Origin of the sequence: Gordonia sp. N1V (genome assembly GCF_029269935.1) — a bacterium.
In the GTDB taxonomy this organism is placed as follows: domain Bacteria; phylum Actinomycetota; class Actinomycetes; order Mycobacteriales; family Mycobacteriaceae; genus Gordonia; species Gordonia polyisoprenivorans.
Genome location: NZ_JARJDD010000002.1, coordinates 93,843 through 109,591, shown reverse-complemented (window position 1 = coordinate 109,591; position 15,749 = coordinate 93,843). Strand labels below are relative to the sequence as shown.

Genomic DNA, 15,749 nt, shown 5'->3' with positions numbered 1-15,749 from the left:
GTGCCGGTGTCCCTCGCAGCGGCCCGCGCATACCGGGACCCCTCTCAGCGCCGGGGTTACGTGGTGTCGAGAGCGACCGCCACCGGGAACGGTGATTCCACCGTCACCTCGCCGCTGTGCTGGTCACCGACATACCCATTGGGGCCCAGCGTGAAGACGGTGATGGTGGCCGGGGAATCAAGGTCGACGATCCAGTAGTGAGCAATGCCGGCGTCGGCGTATTCACTGCGCTTCATCACGTGATCGGTGCGCCGCGAGCCCGGCGAGACGACCTCAACGGCCAACACCACCTGGTCAGCGGTAATCATCGAGTCATCGGCATCGGTGCGCCGGACAATCACATCAGGAATCCGCACCGTTGCCGGCGTGGCCGCGTCGATGACCACCTCGACCTCTTGCAACGCCTCGAAGCCGTCCGGAAGCTGCGCGGCCAACTGCTGCCACAACCGAGACGCCGCGCGGGAATGTGCGGGGGTGGGACGGGGAGACACGATCGCCAGGCCTTCCTGAAGCTCGACCCGCTGCTCGGGCGCCTCCGGCAACGCACGCCACTGCTCCAGCGACATCAGCTGGGGATACGCGGCAGCGGTCATACCCACGATTCTAGGCACGGCAGCGGCTCTCCGAGGCCCCTCACCACAAGCTCTCCTTGTGCCGCTTCGCCGGCGCGTCGCGCAAGCGATCCATCGCCGTTATCCCGTCGAGCGCTTCCGAGGCGGGCTCGCGGACGTAGGCCGATTCCCGGGCCAATGCGCCATTGAATCGCTCCACCTTCCCGTTCATGCGAAGCGTGTAGGGCTTGGTCGGGCTGTGCCGGGACCGACGTTGCGTCAACTCCACCAGTGCCGAGTCGCCACGTCGACCGCCAACAGGACGATCAACGCGGCGAGCACGATGAGGATCGGCCACAGCGGACCTTCGTCGCCACTCTGGGATGCCAGGGGTCGGTCGTCCGGCCGCCAGGGCGGCGGGGGCGGGAAGGTGGACATGTCCATGGCGATGGCCGCCCCAGCCGTTCCGCGATGAACCCGACATCTGTCAGTCATGGTGTCCTCCTTACCTTCTCGTCGTGACGATGTTCGCCATATCTTCTAGCATTCGTTGGCGAAGATCGCTAGCACTATTCGGTCCGTGGTGCTATTTTGGTGTCGACAGCATCCTTTGCCGCCGGAGGTGAACGATGACAACTGTTGTAGGAGAGCAACTCTCGACCGACTTCGACGCGGGCGAGAGCATCCGGACTGCGACCAACGCCCGTCCGGCCGCAGGCTTTTGCCGTCCAATTCTCGACGAGAGCATCGCCTGGTCTGCAGCGGATCGGACGTGGTTGGTGCGGTACGGAATCGAGGTCTGTGAACTCCCTCGTCCACGTCGGCTCGACCGGTCGGTGCACGCAGCACAGCGCGTCGTCCGGTCGCGTTCAGGCGAAGCAAGTCACGAACTCGCCGGTCTTGGCGATGGGCGCAGGCCCGACCGGCCGTCACCACATCAACGTGACCCTCCGCGCCGACCGCACACCACGACAACCGTTGTCCGACAAAGGAGGTGGTTATCGAACAAGGTCCGAGACGAACACATCAACCAAACATGACGCGCGACGACCGGGTCGCTCACGACACACTGTTTCCGACACGGCTCCGACCACTCCCCCACGGAGTTGGCGGGCACCGCCCTGATGGGCGAGCAGGACACGGACGTGACCGATCCGGTCGTCGCCCTTGTGTTCGGCGGGGCCATGTGTACCGGGCGGGGTCGTGGTCCGATCGCACGCCGGGTCTCGCCCGAATCCGGGCGCGGTGCACTACGCTTCGGCTCATGCGACACGTCGAATCGCCGGTTACGCCGACCACGGAGTGTGCGTGGACATCGTCGCGATAATCCTGTCGCTCGCCGCGGCACTGCTGTTCGCGATCGCATCGGTGCTCCAGGCCGCCGGCACCCGAGGGCTGCCCGACGACGGCGCCGTCGGTGCCGGTTTCTTCGTCGCACTCTTCCGACGCAAGACGTGGCTGGCGGGTATCGCCGCCGACATCCTCGGATTCGTCGTCCAGGCCTGGGCCTTGGCGGTCGGCAGCCTGATGCTGGTGCAGCCGTTGCTGGTCACCGCGTTACTGTTCGCCCTGCCGATGGGCGCCTACTCCGAACGTCGGATGCTCACCCCGCGCGAATGGACGTGGGCTGCACTGTTGACCGCATCACTGGTGGTGTTCATGCTGCTCGGGCAACCCACCGAGGGCATCGATGATCCACCGTTCAGCGACTGGATCATTCCGCTCGCAGTGATGATCCCCGTCGTGATCGTCTGCGTGGTCGGCGGCTCACGACTGCCACACGGCACGTGGCGATCACTCACACTGGCCATTGGCGCCGGCGTTCTCCTCGGCCTCTCGGCACCGCTCACCAAGACCGGGATCGCCGCATTCCGCGACGGGCTACTCGACGGACTCGCAAGTTGGGAGTTCTGGGCGATGGCGGTCGCCGCGACGCTCGGCACCCTGTGGCAGCAGTCCAGCTATCAGGCCGGCGACGTCCAGACCAGCCTGCCCGCGGTCACCGTCCTCAAACCGATCATCGCAATGTCATTGGGGCTGACCATCTATGACGAGGCCCTCCGCGTCGGAAACGCGGGCGACATCGCGATCTTCGTCGCCCTCGGCGTGATGCTGCTGTCGACGATCATGCTGGGTCGGCTCTCGGCTCCGCCCGAGGCCGCACCGTCAGCGGTCGAGTACCGGCCGGCCCAGTGAGCGCCCCTATCGACTGTCGGTACGGCCGTGCGCGTCGCCGCGCACGGAACGCCGAACTCGCCAAGTCCCACACCACGTACACGACCATCGCGATGACGGCGAAGACCAGACCGTCCTTCACCGACTCCCAGAAGGCCTGATGGGTGAACGTCAGATCGATGATCGTCACCGCGACAAATAACAGCAGCGCCGCCTCGACGATTCTTCGAAGATCCCCCGCGTTGGTCATGCGGCGATCGTAAGGCACCGCATGGGCGATCAGGCTGCGGGCTGCTGCTGATCGCTCACAGTGGAGGCACCGGTGCCACCGGTCGTCGCGGACCCTACCGCCGGTGAGCTCGACGGCGTCGACGAGGACGAGTCGTCGGTGATCGGTGCCGTGTTCGCGGCACCCTGATCACCCGTGGCACCGCCGGCCTGATCACCGGCGTCGGCCTGCCCGGCCGGGGTCGTCACGACGGGTGCGGGTATCGGCGTATCTTGTTGCGGTGCAGTCTGATCCGTATCCGTCGAGCCGGTGGCACGAGTGGAATCGCCGGCCGCGGGAGCGGCCGCCGGGATGGTCGAGGTGGGCGTCCCTGCGGTCTGCCCACCATCCCCGGCATCGCTTGTCGCGGTATTCGCGGTGGACGCGTCGGTGGTCGGAGAGTCGCCGGCCGACACGCTCATCAGCTCGGGCTGCACCGACCGCAACGCCGACACCGGGACCGTCGCGCTCGTCGGCGACGCAGAGATCAGGTTGCCGGTGTTGAACGCCGGGATGGTGAACAGATCGAAGAAGTTGAACGACGAGACGTCGAAGGTCGGGATGATCTGCTGCAGAGACGTCGGGGTGCCGAGCGTCAGGGTGGGCAGGCTCAGGTAGTTGACGTAGTCGGGGCCGTTGGTGCCGTGTGCTTTGAACGTTCCAGGGAACAACACGAGCGACGAACCCAGCCAGGAAATCTGTATCGGGCCGGTGTATCCGTAGTCGCTGGTCAAGGCGAGGTTGGCGCCAGAACCGTTCAGCGTCAGACGCAGAAAATCGTCGGCGAGGTAAATCGGATTGCCGGTCAGAGCGTCGACCACGACCTGACCCAGCCGCGAGCTGTCAGACAGGAGGGTGAGCAGCGAGGCCGGGTTGGTCAGAGCGAGCTCTACGCGACCGTCAGGCTTGTCGTACCGAAGGTCCACCGTCGCTGCGATGTTCGCACATGACCCTGCGGTTGAGGAGTTGGCCACTGCGAGGCCGCCGAAGCAGAGAATCACGTCTTGAGGCAAAAGGCTCTCAACAGAGTCAGCCAGATTCAGTTCCTCAAGGAGATCGTAGATAAAGTCAGGCAGGTAGTTCTCGAGATCGTGCACACCTGCCGTAGCCACCGCTATCCCGAGCACCGCCAGGGCGAACGTACTGTTACTACCACCGAGCGCTGCTCCCGCTGCCAGACCCGGGCCTATTGCAATCGTGGTCGAGTTGCCCACTCTGGAGTCGTACCACTCGAGGAACTGCTCAGTGAGTCCCTCGGTCAGGATATTGCTGTTCAGCAATGCTTCAATCGCATCCCGGATCTCGCCGGCTGGGTCCAGGGAGACCCCACCAAGAGCGCTCGTCGACTCGATCCCCAACGCCGCGATCACCTCATCCAGGGTCGCTGTCGACCAGTCGTGGATGCTCGCCAGGCCGCTGGTCACCTGCGGAATCGAGGCCTGTGCCTGGCCGTCACCGAAGGCCAGACCGGCTGTCAGGGTGGCCGACGCCGCAAGGGCGGTGGCACCCAAAGCCACACGGCGGGTGGCGGGTTCGCGTACGAGGCTGTGTCTTCCCATGGATCGGCTCCTTCAATCCGGTGTGCGGTTGGAGAAGGAGCCCCCCGACTTCCCCGTCGTGCACCGGCGACACTAATCCAGACAAACCACCCGCAAGTGTCAAATAGCAAAATTCCTCTCAGGTTCGTCCGGCCGGGTGACAGAACGAAAACCGCAGGCGAAAGCCAGCTGTGGTCGGATCCCCCAGGGGACCCGACCACAGATGATTCAGTTTTCTCTCAGTTGATTCTCAGGCGATCGGCCGTCAGGCGGCAAAGACCCCCAGCCGCCGCGACTGCTCCACCGACGAGTAGTGCGAGGCGTCGCCCTTGAGAATCCGACTGCTCTGGCCGTGGATGTCGACGGGTACGTCACCGGCGAGTGTGATCCGATGCAATTGACGTTTCTGGTCACCGAAGTCGGAGATGCCGTAGTGCTGGGTGGCACGGTTGTCCCAGATGACGAGGTCACCGTAGCTCCAGTTCCACCGGAAGGTGTTCTCCAGCTTCGTGATCCGGTCCTGCAGCAGGTGATAGAGGTTAGCGAACTCCGAGGCCTTGAGTCCACGGAACTCCTTGGCGAAATGTCCCAGGAGAAGACTGCGTTCGCCGGTTTCGGGGTGCACCCGGACCACGGGATGCAGGGTTTCGTACTCGGTGCTGGTGAACTCGGCGTAGTGCTCCCGCTTTTGGGCGACGTCGATGCCGCCCGACGGCTCCTTCTGGCTGACGTAGTCGTAGAGGTTGGAGTGAGTGGCCCAGAGATCCTCGACGAGCGACCGCAACGGAGTGGGCAACTGCTCATAGGCGGCGACCGTCGAGGCCCATGTGGTCGCACCGCCATAGCTCGGCAGCACGATCGGGCGCAGCAGCGACGCCTTGGGGATGCGGTCGACGAAGGTCACATCGGAGTGCCAGCTGTTGGCGGCTCCCTCGATCGTCAGCAACTGATCGCCACGTGAGGTGACCGTCGGATGCGGCGCGGTCGGCTCACCGAGCAGCGAGGCGAACGCGTACTGACTCGCATCGTCGAGATGCTCCTGCCCCGAGAACGCCACCACCTTGTTCACGGCGAGAGCGGTGCGGATGGCCTCGACCTGCTCGGTCGACACGTCCCCACCGAGGCGCACACCGTCGATCTTGGCGCCGATGTGCTCCCCCAGCTTGGTGACAGTGATGCCGGCGTCCCGGTAGAGCTGGTCGGCGGCGGCCTGATGGTCACTCCGACTATCGATCTGAGTCAACGTCATTGCTGTTCCCTTTCATTCGTTACTCTCACTGTCCGCGCAGCCGCGGCGGCCGCGCATGGTCTGACTCATGCTGATTCGAACCCCACCGACCCACGGGAGGGCCGCTCAATCCGCGTGGTACTCGGCGCTCTCCTCGATCTCTTTGCGGACCGCGGCCGGGACCCGGACCGCTCCGGGCCGATAGGTCACCGCCCGCAGAGCCGGCCCGAACCGGAAGACCCCGCGCCGGGAACGCAGTTGCGCATCCACCGGACCACGAGCGTCGGCTCCCACCGAGATCCCCGTCCACGGCGCCATGCCGATGAGCTGAAACTGATTGTCCAGCTTGGCGATCACCTCGGACGACCCGTCGACCGACGCCTCGAGGGTGAAGTCCCAGCGGACCTGCGGGGTGGCGACCGCGCGCAGCGCCAACCCGCCGGTTCCGGCCGGGATCGGGGCACTGACCCGGGAGATGCGCCCGTAACTGTTGAACACGAAATGCGCTGAACCGGCCTCGACGTAGAGCAGGTATCCGCCTTGCTGATCCCCGTGGGCGACGAGTACGCCCTCGTCGAGGTCGGTCCATCCGGCGAGTTCGACCTCGATGTCGAAGTCGCGATAGGCGATCAGCTTGCTCGATCGATAGCGCTCCAGTGGTGGCGTGCCCGCGAGAATGCGCACCGGATCGGTAAAACGCTCCTCGTCGGGACGCCGCCGGACCTGATCGGCGGCCGAATCGTACAGCGGGAAGACCGTATTGCGCCATGCAGCGTCATCCCAGGCGGCCGCCAGTTCGGCGACGAGTTCGGGATGGCGCGCCGCGAGGTCGTCGGTCTCGGCCGGATCGGTGTTGACGTCGTAGAGTTCCCAGGTCGGGTTGTCGACATCGGCCGGGTCACGATGCAGCGACACCAGTTTCCAACCGTCTCGGTAAAAACCTCGGTGACCGCCGAATTCGGCGTACTGCTCGGTGTGCGCCGACTCCGCAGTCGGATCGCGCAGCACGTCGGCGATGCTGACGCCGTCGCGTTCCTGCGCGGGCCTGCCGTGACGATGGGTCGGCGCCGTCAGACCGGCGAGGTCGAGAAGGGTCGGGACGATGTCGGTGACGTAAGAGTACTGACGGCGCACGCCGTTGTCGTCGGCACTGCGCGTCAACCCCTTCGGCCAAGAGAGCACGAACGGAACCCGCACGCCACCGGCGAAGGTCTGTCCCTTGTAAAAGCGGAACGGGGTGTTCGACGCCTGCCCCCAGCCTCGCGGATAGTGCACACCGAGCGCGGCAGAGCCGATCAACTCCTCGTCATGAGGAACGTCGCGCTCCCAGTCCGGTGGCACCGGGCCGTGGACGAATTGGCTGAAGTACGAGCGTGTTCCGGTCGGTCCGCCTTCGGCCGTACCGCCGTTGTCGGAGGTGAACACGATGATGGTGTTGTCGAGCTCCCCGAGTTCGGTCAGCGTGTCCACGATGCGACCGACGCTCTGGTCGACGGAGTCGACCATCGCCGCGTACACCTCCTGATAGCGGGCGAAACGACGCTTCTCGTCCTCACTCAGGTCATCCCACGGCGGCGCGTCGTACCCGGGTTCGGTGTTGCGTGGCGCGATCGGGGTGTCCGGATCGAACAGGCCCGACTTGATCTGACGCTCGAAGCGGTTGAGCCGGATGGCATCCCATCCTTGGGAGTAACGGCCGCGGTACTTCTCGAGATCGGTCTCCTTGACCTGGTGAGGTCCGTGCATGGCGATGTGGGCGAAATAGAGGAAAAAGGGTTTGTCGGCGTCATGCGCGCGCAATGAGGTAATCTGCGAGATCGCCCGATCGGTGAGGTCATCGGTGACGTAGTAGTCATCGGGATACTCATCGACGTCGACGACGGAATTGTCGGCGAGCAGTTGATTCGGGTAGAAGAACGAGTTCAATCCCTCCAGGGAACCGTAGTACGAGTCGAAACCCCGCTGGACCGGCCAAGAATCCCGCGATCGCCCAGGACCCATGTTCGCGTCCCGAACCAGGTGCCATTTTCCGACGGCGTAGGTCGCATATCCATTGTCTCGCAATATCTCCGGCAGAGACAACACATCGTCGGCGAGTTCGAGTCGCAGGCCGGGGAAACCCGGATCGGAGTTCGCCACACTGCCGTAGCCGGCGCGATGCGGGTTGAGTCCGGTGAGCAGCGCAGCCCGCGCCGGGGAGCACACCGGGGTGGTGTGGTAGTTCGACAGGCGCACCCCGCGCTCGGCAAGTGCCGCGACGTGGGGGGTGTCGATCTCGGCGCCGAACGGCGAGATGTCGGAGTAGCCCATGTCGTCGATGAGCACCACCACGATATTCGGGGCACCCTGCGGCGCAGTCGGCTGCGACGGCCACCAGGGTTGCGACGCCGACGACGTCCGGTCGATCACCCCACCGAAGTTCTCGTAACCCCGCGCGTGATCGGGTACTCGGGATTGCGGTTGTGGCACAACAACCTCCATGACTGGGACCGCACCAAGAACAGGCCGACGGCGGTCCGGGCTGACGTTTGCGCACTCACCTTCCAGACAACGTCGAGCAGTGTCAACCCTTTGCACGAGCCAACCGAGAAACTCGCCGTGGACTTGGAATTCGTCGGCGTTTGCCGAGACAGTGGTCGGGACCCGACCAGCCATTCCCATCCCCACGAAGGACCATCACCCGCCATGCCCGCATCCCGATTACGTTCGGCCGCACTGGCTTTTCTGAGCATCGCACTCGTCGGGATTCTCGCCGGATGTAGTTCCGCCGTTGCCCAGCAGCAGAATTCATCGGCAACTTCGCTGGCGCCGGGGCAGGCCGCGCCGCGCGGTGGTGATCTGCGAGTCGGCGTGCTCACCGACCTGTCACCGAAGACTTTCCTGCAGATCGGCACCGGCGCGCTCAACGGCCAGGTCGTCGCCAACGTCTTCGACACTTTGATCCGATACTCCCGTGACGATCTCACCGTCGAGCCCGCCCTGGCCACCCACTGGCAGCTCGCCGCCGACGGCCGATCGCTGGCCCTCGACCTGCGTCCCGACGTGCGCTACCACGATGGCCGGCCCTTCGTGTCCGCGGATGTCGAATCCTCCATCAAGGCGTATCTGAGCGGCCCATGGACCCCACAGTTCAAGCGGACGGCGGCGGCGATCACCGGATTCGACACCACCGATCCGCACCGCGTGGTGCTGAGCTTCGCCCACCCGCTGAGCAATGTCTTCGACCTGCTGGACTCGGCTCCGATCATCGACGTGAACACCCTGCCGGAACTCAAGGCAGGCAAGGTCTTCAACGGAACCGGCCCGTTCACGTTCTCGTCCTGGCAGCCGAACTCGTCGGTGCGACTGGTCCGCAACGAGCACTATTGGGGTGGTCCAGCCAATCTCGACGCCATCACCTTCACCGTCATCCCCGACCAGCAGGCGCTCTACACGCGAATGCGTACCGGTCAGATCGACGCCACCCAGGACCTCAACTACCACGACCAGCAACTGGCGACCAGCCGATACGGCTTCCGCGAGGTCACCTTCACCGGCGGTGAATCGCAGGAATACGTGGGCATCAACGTCACCAACCCGGCGTTGTCGGACGTACGGTTGCGCCAGGCCATCGCCTACGCCATCGATCGACCACGCATCATCAACGACGTGTTCCGCGGCAGTGGCTACGTGGTGAATCTTCCGTGGCCGAAGTGGTCGCCCGCCTACTTCGCACAGGCCAATCAGACCTACACGCGTGACCTGGCGAAGGCTCGGCAACTCGTTGCCGCACACGGCCCCATCGCCGAGCCGATACCGTTGGACTACTCGACCCAGGGCGTCGACCGTGTCGTCGCACAGATCGTGCAGTCCAATCTCGCCGACATCGGCGTCCCGGTCGTGTTGTCGCCCAACGACCAAACCCAGCAGGCGGCCAAGCTGATCGGCGGCAAGTTCACCGGCCTGTGGTTGTTGCAACACGGCTTCGCGCAGTTCACCCCCTCCACGCTGGCGGTGTCGGCCTACCCGTTCAATGCCGCCAAGAACTCGTCGAACTTCGTCGATCCCGCGTATGCCGCCGCCGCGAATGCCGCGTGGACCACCCCGGACCCAGCCTCCCCCGCAGCGCTCGGCGCGTACCGGCAACTCGACGACGTGTGGCTGCGCGATCTGTTCCTCGTGGAGATCGGCATCGTGTTCACCAAGGCGGCCCTGGCGCCGTCGGTCGGCAATGTCGACTGGGACCGGCGCGGACAGTTCCACTTCGTCAACACCTACCTCGCCCACCAAGGAGCCGATGACTGATGGTTACCTACCTCGCGCGACGCATACCGACCGCGATCGCCGTCCTGCTGATCGCATCGCTGCTCATCTTCTCGATCCTGCGTCTGATCCCCGGCGGGCCCGAGTCGGCGCTCGCCGGGCCGGACGCCGGTCCCGAGCAACTCGCGGCGATCCGCCACGATCTCGGTCTGGACCGTGGCTTCGTCAGCCAGTACGTGACCTGGCTGGGGGCACTGGTGACGCTGAATCTGGGGCAGAGCTACCAGGTCGGCGGTGATATCGGCTCCCTCATCGGCTTCGGGCTGCTGCACACCGTCGTGCTGACGGTGACGGCCCTGGTGATCGCGGTGATCATCGCGCTGGCCCTCGGCCTGGCCGCCACCATCTATGACAATCGTTACCTCAACTGGGTGCTGACCGGCATCAACGCCGCCGCGATCGCAGTGCCCACCTTCGTCGTCGGAACGGCGCTGATCCTGGTGTTCGGAGTCCGTTGGCGGATACTGCCCGCAGGTGGCACACCACCGGACGGACTCTGGGCCGACCCGTCGATCACCGCCCAGTATCTGCTCCTGCCCGCACTCACCCTGGGGCTACCCGCCGGGGCGGTGCTGGCACGTTTTCTCACCGAGGCGTTGCGGACCGAACTCCGAGCGCCCTACGCAACGACCGCTCGCGCCCTCGGAGTTCCCCAGCGGGAGATCGTGATCCGAAGCGCTCTGCGCAACGCGCTGCCGCCGGCGTTGACCGCACTCGGACTGGTGACCGGCGGGTTGCTCGGCGGCGCGATCCTGGTGGAGGCCATCTTCGGATGGCCCGGTCTCGGACTGCTCACCGAACAGGGCATCTTCGCCCGCGACTATCCCCTCGTGCAAGTGCTGGTGCTGCTCTCGGTTGCCGTGTTTGTGGTGATCCAACTACTCGCCGACATCCTGCACGCCTGGCTCGATCCCCGAATCCGATTGGCAGGACAGTGATGCCCCCTTCACAGACCCGGGCGGCCACGGCCGACGCCGAGACCACCGACACCACACTCGACGTCGGTCCCGGACTGATCCCCGAAACCCCGGCCGACCGCGAGTTCCGTTCCACCCGAACACCATTGTGGCGCGCCCTGATCAGTGGCCCGGGTCTTGTCGGCACAATTCTCGTCGGTGTCGTGATCGTCCTCGGGCTCGCCGCCCCACTGCTCACCTCCTACGGCCCCGATCAACAGATCGACGGCGCCTACCTGCTTCCGCCGAGTGCCGAACACTGGCTCGGCACCGACGATCTCAACCGGGACGTGGTGACCCGGGTCCTCTACGGCATCCGCGTCGATCTCCTGATCATCTTCATCGCCGTCCCTATCGGCGCCGCCCTGGGCACCGCCATCGGGTTGCTCACCGTGTCCCATCCGATCAGTGACGTTGTCGCCCAACGGGTCTTCGACGTCATCCTCGCGTTTCCGGCGCTGGTGCTCGGCATCGCGTTGACCGCGGTTCTCTCGCCGGGCGCCATCACCGTCGCAATCGTGATCGTGCTCGCCGAGATCCCGATCTTCGGACGATTGACACGCACATCGGTCCTACGTGTGCGAGAGCTGCCCTATGTCGAGGCCGCGCGCGTCAGCGGGGCGAGCAACACCTACGTGCTGCGTCGACACGTGTTGCCCAATTCGGTCGAATCCCTTGGCGTACAGTTCGCGTTGTCGCTCTCACTGGCGGTCTTCGTCGAGGGTGCGCTGAGCTTCCTCGGCATCGGGGTCACCCCGCCCACGCCATCGCTGGGTGCGATCCTCGCCGCGGGCAACGGATATCTGGAGACCAACCCGTGGTTTTCCGCGGGTCCGCTCATCGTCATCTCGGCCCTCGTCCTGGGCTTCAGCATGATCTCCCAGTCGATCTCGCACAGCCGGAGGCACTGACATGACCACATCGCAACACCCCGAAGGTGACGCCGCGCCCGCACTCGAGGTCACCTCACTGCGCATCACCTTCGACTATCCCCGTCCCGCCGTCTCCGACATCAGTCTGCGGGTCAGCCGCGGCGAGATCGTCGCGCTCGTCGGTGAATCCGGCTCCGGCAAGACGATGACGGCACGGGCGGCGATCGGACTGTTGCCCGAAACCGCGCACGCCACCGGGTCGGTGAAGGTCGACGGCATCGAGGTCTTGAACCAAGACGACAAGGTACTCAACATCATTCGCGGATCGCGTGTGGCGATGATCTTCCAGGAGCCGCAGACCGCGCTCAACCCGGTCCAGACCGTGGGATGGCAGCTACGACAGGCGTTGCGGGCCCACCAGGCCATCTCACGTCGCGACGCGCGGCGGCGTGCCGTCGAACTGCTGACGCTGGTGGAGATCCCCGAGCCCGAGCGTCGGGTCGACGACTATCCGCACCAGTTGTCGGGGGGACAGAAGCAGCGGGTCGTGATCGCACTCGCATTGGCCAACGATCCTGCGCTGTTGCTCGCCGATGAACCGACCACGGCTCTCGACGTGTCGGTGCAGCGCGAGATCCTCGATCTCCTTCTGCGACTGCGTGATCGCATCAACGCCGGAATCCTCTTGATCACACACAATCTCGGTGTGGTCGCCGATATCGCCGACAGGGTGGTCGTGGTGCAGTTCGGGGAGGTCGTCGAGCGAGGCAGCGTCTTCGATATTTTCGCGAACCCGACCCAGCCCTACACCCGTCACCTACTCGCCGCGGTACCGCGGCTACCCACTGCAGTGCGGTCGTCGGTCGATCCCCCTGCGAACACCCCGGATTCGACTCCGGCTGCATCCGTCGACCACCTCACCGTCGCCCACCGCGGCCACCTCGGACGGGCCCCGCACATCGCTCTCGACGACGTGTCCCTGACGATCGGGCGCGGTGAAGTATTGGGGCTGGTCGGAGAATCCGGGTCGGGAAAGACCACACTCGGGCGCGCCATCGGCGGTCTGATCGCGCCGCGCTCGGGCCGGGTCGTCGTCGACGGACACGACATCGGCGCGATCAGTCCGGCGCTGCTGCGCCGACTACGCCGCAGCATCGCTTTTGTCCCGCAGGATCCGACCGCATCGCTGGACCCGAGATTCGCGGTGGCCGAATCGATCCGGGAACCTCTCGACATCGCGCGGATCGGTGATCGGACCGAGCAGTCACGGCGTGTCGAGGAATTGCTCGACGCGGTACAACTGCCGCGGTCCTTCGCGCATCGGTTGCCACACGAACTGTCGGGCGGACAGCGCCAGCGCGTCGCATTGGCGCGGGCCTTGGCCCTGCGTCCGCTCCTGCTGATCGCCGACGAGCCGACCAGCGCACTCGACGTCTCCGTGCAGGCGCGGGTACTGGATCTGTTCGCCGAATTGCAGCGGGATCTGGGATTCGCGGCGCTGTTCATCAGCCACGACCTGGCCGTCGTCGAGCAGGTTGCCGACCGGGTGGCAGTGCTCCGCGACGGCCGGCTCGTCGAGGAGGGGCCGGCCCGGACAGTCCTCACCGAACCGAGCCGACAGTACACACGACGATTGCTCGACGCCGTGCCCTATCCCGACCCGGTGAAACAGCGAGCCACGAAACGGGCCGACGCCCCGGCCTGAGTCACACCCGCGGGGTCAGCTCGACAATCGCGATGGGACGCGTGGTCTTGCTCTGATACTGCGCGTAGCGGCCCTTGTTGACGTCGTCGACGAGGGCCCAGCGTCGGGCGTAGTCGGGGTCGTCCGGATAGGTGGCGCGGGCGGTGACCGGAACATGACGACGGCCGACCTGGATCTCGACGTCCGGGATGGCCTTCAGGTTGGCCAGCCATGCGGGCGGGCGCGGTGACCCGCCGTTGGAGGCGACGACGAGATAGGTCTCGTCGTCACGCGCATAGGTCAACGCCGTCGTCCGTGGCTGCCCGCTCTTGCGTCCGGTCATGTGCAGCAGCAGGGTCGGGTTACCCATCAGCAGACGGTGCCCGATCAGACCATGACTGTGCTGGTAGATCCACTGATGCGCCTTGAGCGCGGTGACGAACAGGTCGGTCGAGACCGACACGACGGCGCTACCTACTTCGGCTCGTCGACCGGCGACCCGCCGCCCTCGGTGTCGTCGCTGGCGGCGGCGTCGTCTGCCTCGTCCTCGTCCTCGTCCTTGGCCAGCGGGTCATAGCCGGGGACGCCCTCGAGCACGGTGAGTTCGTTGTCGATCGCGGCCTCGACCGCCTTGGCCTCGTCCTTGATCTTCTTGATGAACTCGGACATGTCGTCACTCCTCGTCACGGTTCGCCCGGGCCGCGGTGCACCGAGCAGACCTTCAGGGTATCGGAGCACGCCCGGTGGGCGGATTGTGACGCCCGGTCGACGGGATATGGCGCCCGGTCGGCGGTCGTTGATGGTGCGGCGTGGTGGATGCGGAGGCGGCTGGGCCTCGAGACCTGTTGCGGTGGTGATGGTTCCGGTACATGTTGGACCGGATACTCACCGGTGCAACGGGTCTCGAGGCTCCGTCGCTATCGCTCCTCCGCACCTCGACCATCGGGATGGGATGGTCGGGTGTCGGGCGGGATCGAGCGGGGGAATCAGGCCCGCTTCAGGGTCGGGTTCTCCTCGTAGACCTCCTTGATGAGGGACATGTCGAAGATCTGCTCGGGCTTGATCTGGTAGCCGGCCTTGGCGAGGGCTTCGATGTTCTCGGCGATCAACGCGTCGGTCATGGTGAGCAACCCGTTGGCCTTGGTGTCGTCGGAGACGACGAGGGTGTTCTGGGCGGTCGCTTCCTTGACCTGTTCGGCCTCGTCGAGTCCGAGGTCCTTGCCGTACTTGGTGACGGCGAGTTTCGCCGAGCCCGCGGGATCGGCGACGGCGTCGTACCACCCCTGGATGTCGGCCTTGAGGAAGGACTTCAGCTTGTCGCGCTCGTTGTCGATGGTCTCCTGGCGCACGACGAGGGTTTCGGCGACGAGCGGTAGGTTGAAGTCCGCGAAGAGGAACGCCTTGTTCTCGAAACCCTGCTCGGCCAACGTGATCGGCTCGTTGGTGATGTAGGCGACCCAGCCGTCGACCTCACCCTTGGTCAGCGGGGTGGGATCGTATTGCACGGTGATCTTCTGGACGTCGGATTCGGTCAGCCCGTTCGCGGTGAGCAGCGCCTTGAAGACGTTCTCGTTGGAGGCCTGCACACCGATCTTCTTACCCTTCATCTCCTGCGGGGTGTTGATGGGCTTGGCCGCCGAGGAGACGATGCAGAATGGATTCTTCTGGAAGGTAGCCGCAACGGTTTTCAGCTTCGCCCCCTGCAGGATGACCGGAGCGGTGAGCTGTGGGGCGGTCATGCCGATCCACACCTTGTTCGACGTCAGACCCGTCTCCACCCCGGTACCCGCACCACCTCCGGTGAGTAGTTCCGGCGTGCCGACGCCCGCCTTCTGGTAGTAGCCCTTCTCCAATGCCCAGTATTCGCCGGCGAATTCGATGTTCTTCTGCCACGACAGCTGCACCTTCGGGTTGGTCGACGACGCGCCGCTGCCGCCCGAGCTGCCGCTGCTACAGGCCGACAGCACACCGGCGGCGCCGAGCGCACCCGCTGCCCCACCCGCCATCAGCGTGTAACGAAGAAAGGATCGGCGGTCGAATCCGGCGCTACGACCGGCGGTCCCGCGCTGAGGTGTGTGGTGCTGATTCATGGTGTGGTGTCCCCTCTTTCCGGGCTGTCCCGGGTCTACTACCTGTTGGTTACTCCCGGGGCGGCAATGGCCCGGGACGGTGGTT

Annotated in this window: 14 protein-coding genes and 1 pseudogene; 5 read left to right on the top strand and 10 right to left on the bottom strand. The window is 65.3% G+C overall.

Annotated features, from left to right (window positions below; genetic code table 11):
• Window positions 1–56: 56 nt before the first annotated feature.
• From P3L18_RS02925 to P3L18_RS02915, 3 genes and pseudogenes are all read right to left on the bottom strand, one after another.
• Window positions 57–593: a Uma2 family endonuclease gene (locus tag P3L18_RS02925; protein WP_276113191.1), complete on the bottom strand. Its 537-nt coding sequence runs from the start codon at window positions 591–593 to the stop codon at window positions 57–59.
• Window positions 594–711: 118 nt separating this feature from the next.
• Window positions 712–816: pseudogene (locus P3L18_RS02920) on the bottom strand (IS481 family transposase); the annotation flags it as partial.
• Between the two features lie 14 nt (window positions 817–830).
• Complete coding sequence (locus P3L18_RS02915; RefSeq protein ID WP_079931191.1) at window positions 831–1,046, bottom strand: hypothetical protein; 216 nt, start codon at window positions 1,044–1,046, stop codon at window positions 831–833.
• Between the two features lie 813 nt (window positions 1,047–1,859).
• Between P3L18_RS02915 and P3L18_RS02910 the strand changes: the two genes are divergently transcribed.
• Window positions 1,860–2,747, top strand: a complete 888-nt coding sequence (locus P3L18_RS02910; protein ID WP_079931206.1) for a DMT family transporter — start codon at window positions 1,860–1,862, stop codon at window positions 2,745–2,747.
• Here P3L18_RS02910 and P3L18_RS02905 read toward each other — a convergent pair.
• The 4 genes from P3L18_RS02905 to P3L18_RS02890 form a co-directional block, all read right to left on the bottom strand.
• A complete protein-coding gene (locus P3L18_RS02905; protein WP_276113190.1) occupies window positions 2,677–2,976 on the bottom strand; it encodes a hypothetical protein in 300 nt (99 codons plus the stop codon). The two genes, P3L18_RS02910 and P3L18_RS02905, sit on opposite strands and share 71 nt — an antisense overlap.
• 29 nt (window positions 2,977–3,005) lie before the next feature.
• A complete protein-coding gene (locus P3L18_RS02900; RefSeq protein WP_276113189.1) occupies window positions 3,006–4,553 on the bottom strand; it encodes a hypothetical protein in 1,548 nt (515 codons plus the stop codon).
• Window positions 4,554–4,797: 244 nt separating this feature from the next.
• Entirely contained in the window at window positions 4,798–5,781 is a 984-nt protein-coding gene (locus P3L18_RS02895; RefSeq protein ID WP_079931188.1) for a TauD/TfdA family dioxygenase, read from the bottom strand.
• 105 nt (window positions 5,782–5,886) lie between these two features.
• On the bottom strand, window positions 5,887–8,229 hold the full coding sequence (locus tag P3L18_RS02890; protein ID WP_276113188.1) for an arylsulfatase: 2,343 nt from the start codon (window positions 8,227–8,229) through the stop codon (window positions 5,887–5,889).
• A gap of 216 nt (window positions 8,230–8,445) precedes the next feature.
• On the opposite strand from P3L18_RS02890, the gene P3L18_RS02885 reads away from it, so the two are divergent.
• The 4 genes from P3L18_RS02885 to P3L18_RS02870 are packed head-to-tail and all read left to right on the top strand — an operon-like array spanning window position 8,446 to window position 13,595.
• Window positions 8,446–10,044 (top strand): ABC transporter substrate-binding protein, encoded by a 1,599-nt coding sequence (locus P3L18_RS02885; RefSeq protein ID WP_276113187.1) that lies wholly within the window; start codon window positions 8,446–8,448, stop codon window positions 10,042–10,044.
• The gene (locus tag P3L18_RS02880) at window positions 10,044–11,000 is read left to right on the top strand and encodes an ABC transporter permease (RefSeq protein WP_079931185.1); all 957 of its coding nucleotides are present in this window, start codon (window positions 10,044–10,046) and stop codon (window positions 10,998–11,000) included. The genes P3L18_RS02885 and P3L18_RS02880 overlap by 1 nt, the downstream gene beginning before the upstream one ends.
• The gene (locus P3L18_RS02875; RefSeq protein WP_276113186.1) at window positions 11,000–11,929 is read left to right on the top strand and encodes an ABC transporter permease; all 930 of its coding nucleotides are present in this window, start codon (window positions 11,000–11,002) and stop codon (window positions 11,927–11,929) included. Before P3L18_RS02880 ends, P3L18_RS02875 begins: the two co-directional genes overlap by 1 nt.
• Before the next feature lies 1 nt (window position 11,930).
• A complete protein-coding gene (locus P3L18_RS02870) occupies window positions 11,931–13,595 on the top strand; it encodes an ABC transporter ATP-binding protein (protein WP_276113185.1) in 1,665 nt (554 codons plus the stop codon).
• Between the two features lies 1 nt (window position 13,596).
• On the opposite strand, the gene P3L18_RS02865 is transcribed toward P3L18_RS02870, so the two are convergent.
• The 3 genes from P3L18_RS02865 to P3L18_RS02855 form a co-directional block, all read right to left on the bottom strand.
• Window positions 13,597–14,037, bottom strand: coding sequence for a nitroreductase family deazaflavin-dependent oxidoreductase (locus P3L18_RS02865; RefSeq protein WP_276113184.1), 441 nt, complete (start codon window positions 14,035–14,037; stop codon window positions 13,597–13,599).
• Between the two features lie 11 nt (window positions 14,038–14,048).
• The gene (locus P3L18_RS02860; protein ID WP_079931205.1) at window positions 14,049–14,243 is read right to left on the bottom strand and encodes a hypothetical protein; all 195 of its coding nucleotides are present in this window, start codon (window positions 14,241–14,243) and stop codon (window positions 14,049–14,051) included.
• Between the two features lie 317 nt (window positions 14,244–14,560).
• The gene (locus P3L18_RS02855; RefSeq protein ID WP_276113183.1) at window positions 14,561–15,664 is read right to left on the bottom strand and encodes an ABC transporter substrate-binding protein; all 1,104 of its coding nucleotides are present in this window, start codon (window positions 15,662–15,664) and stop codon (window positions 14,561–14,563) included.
• Window positions 15,665–15,749: the final 85 nt, after the last annotated feature.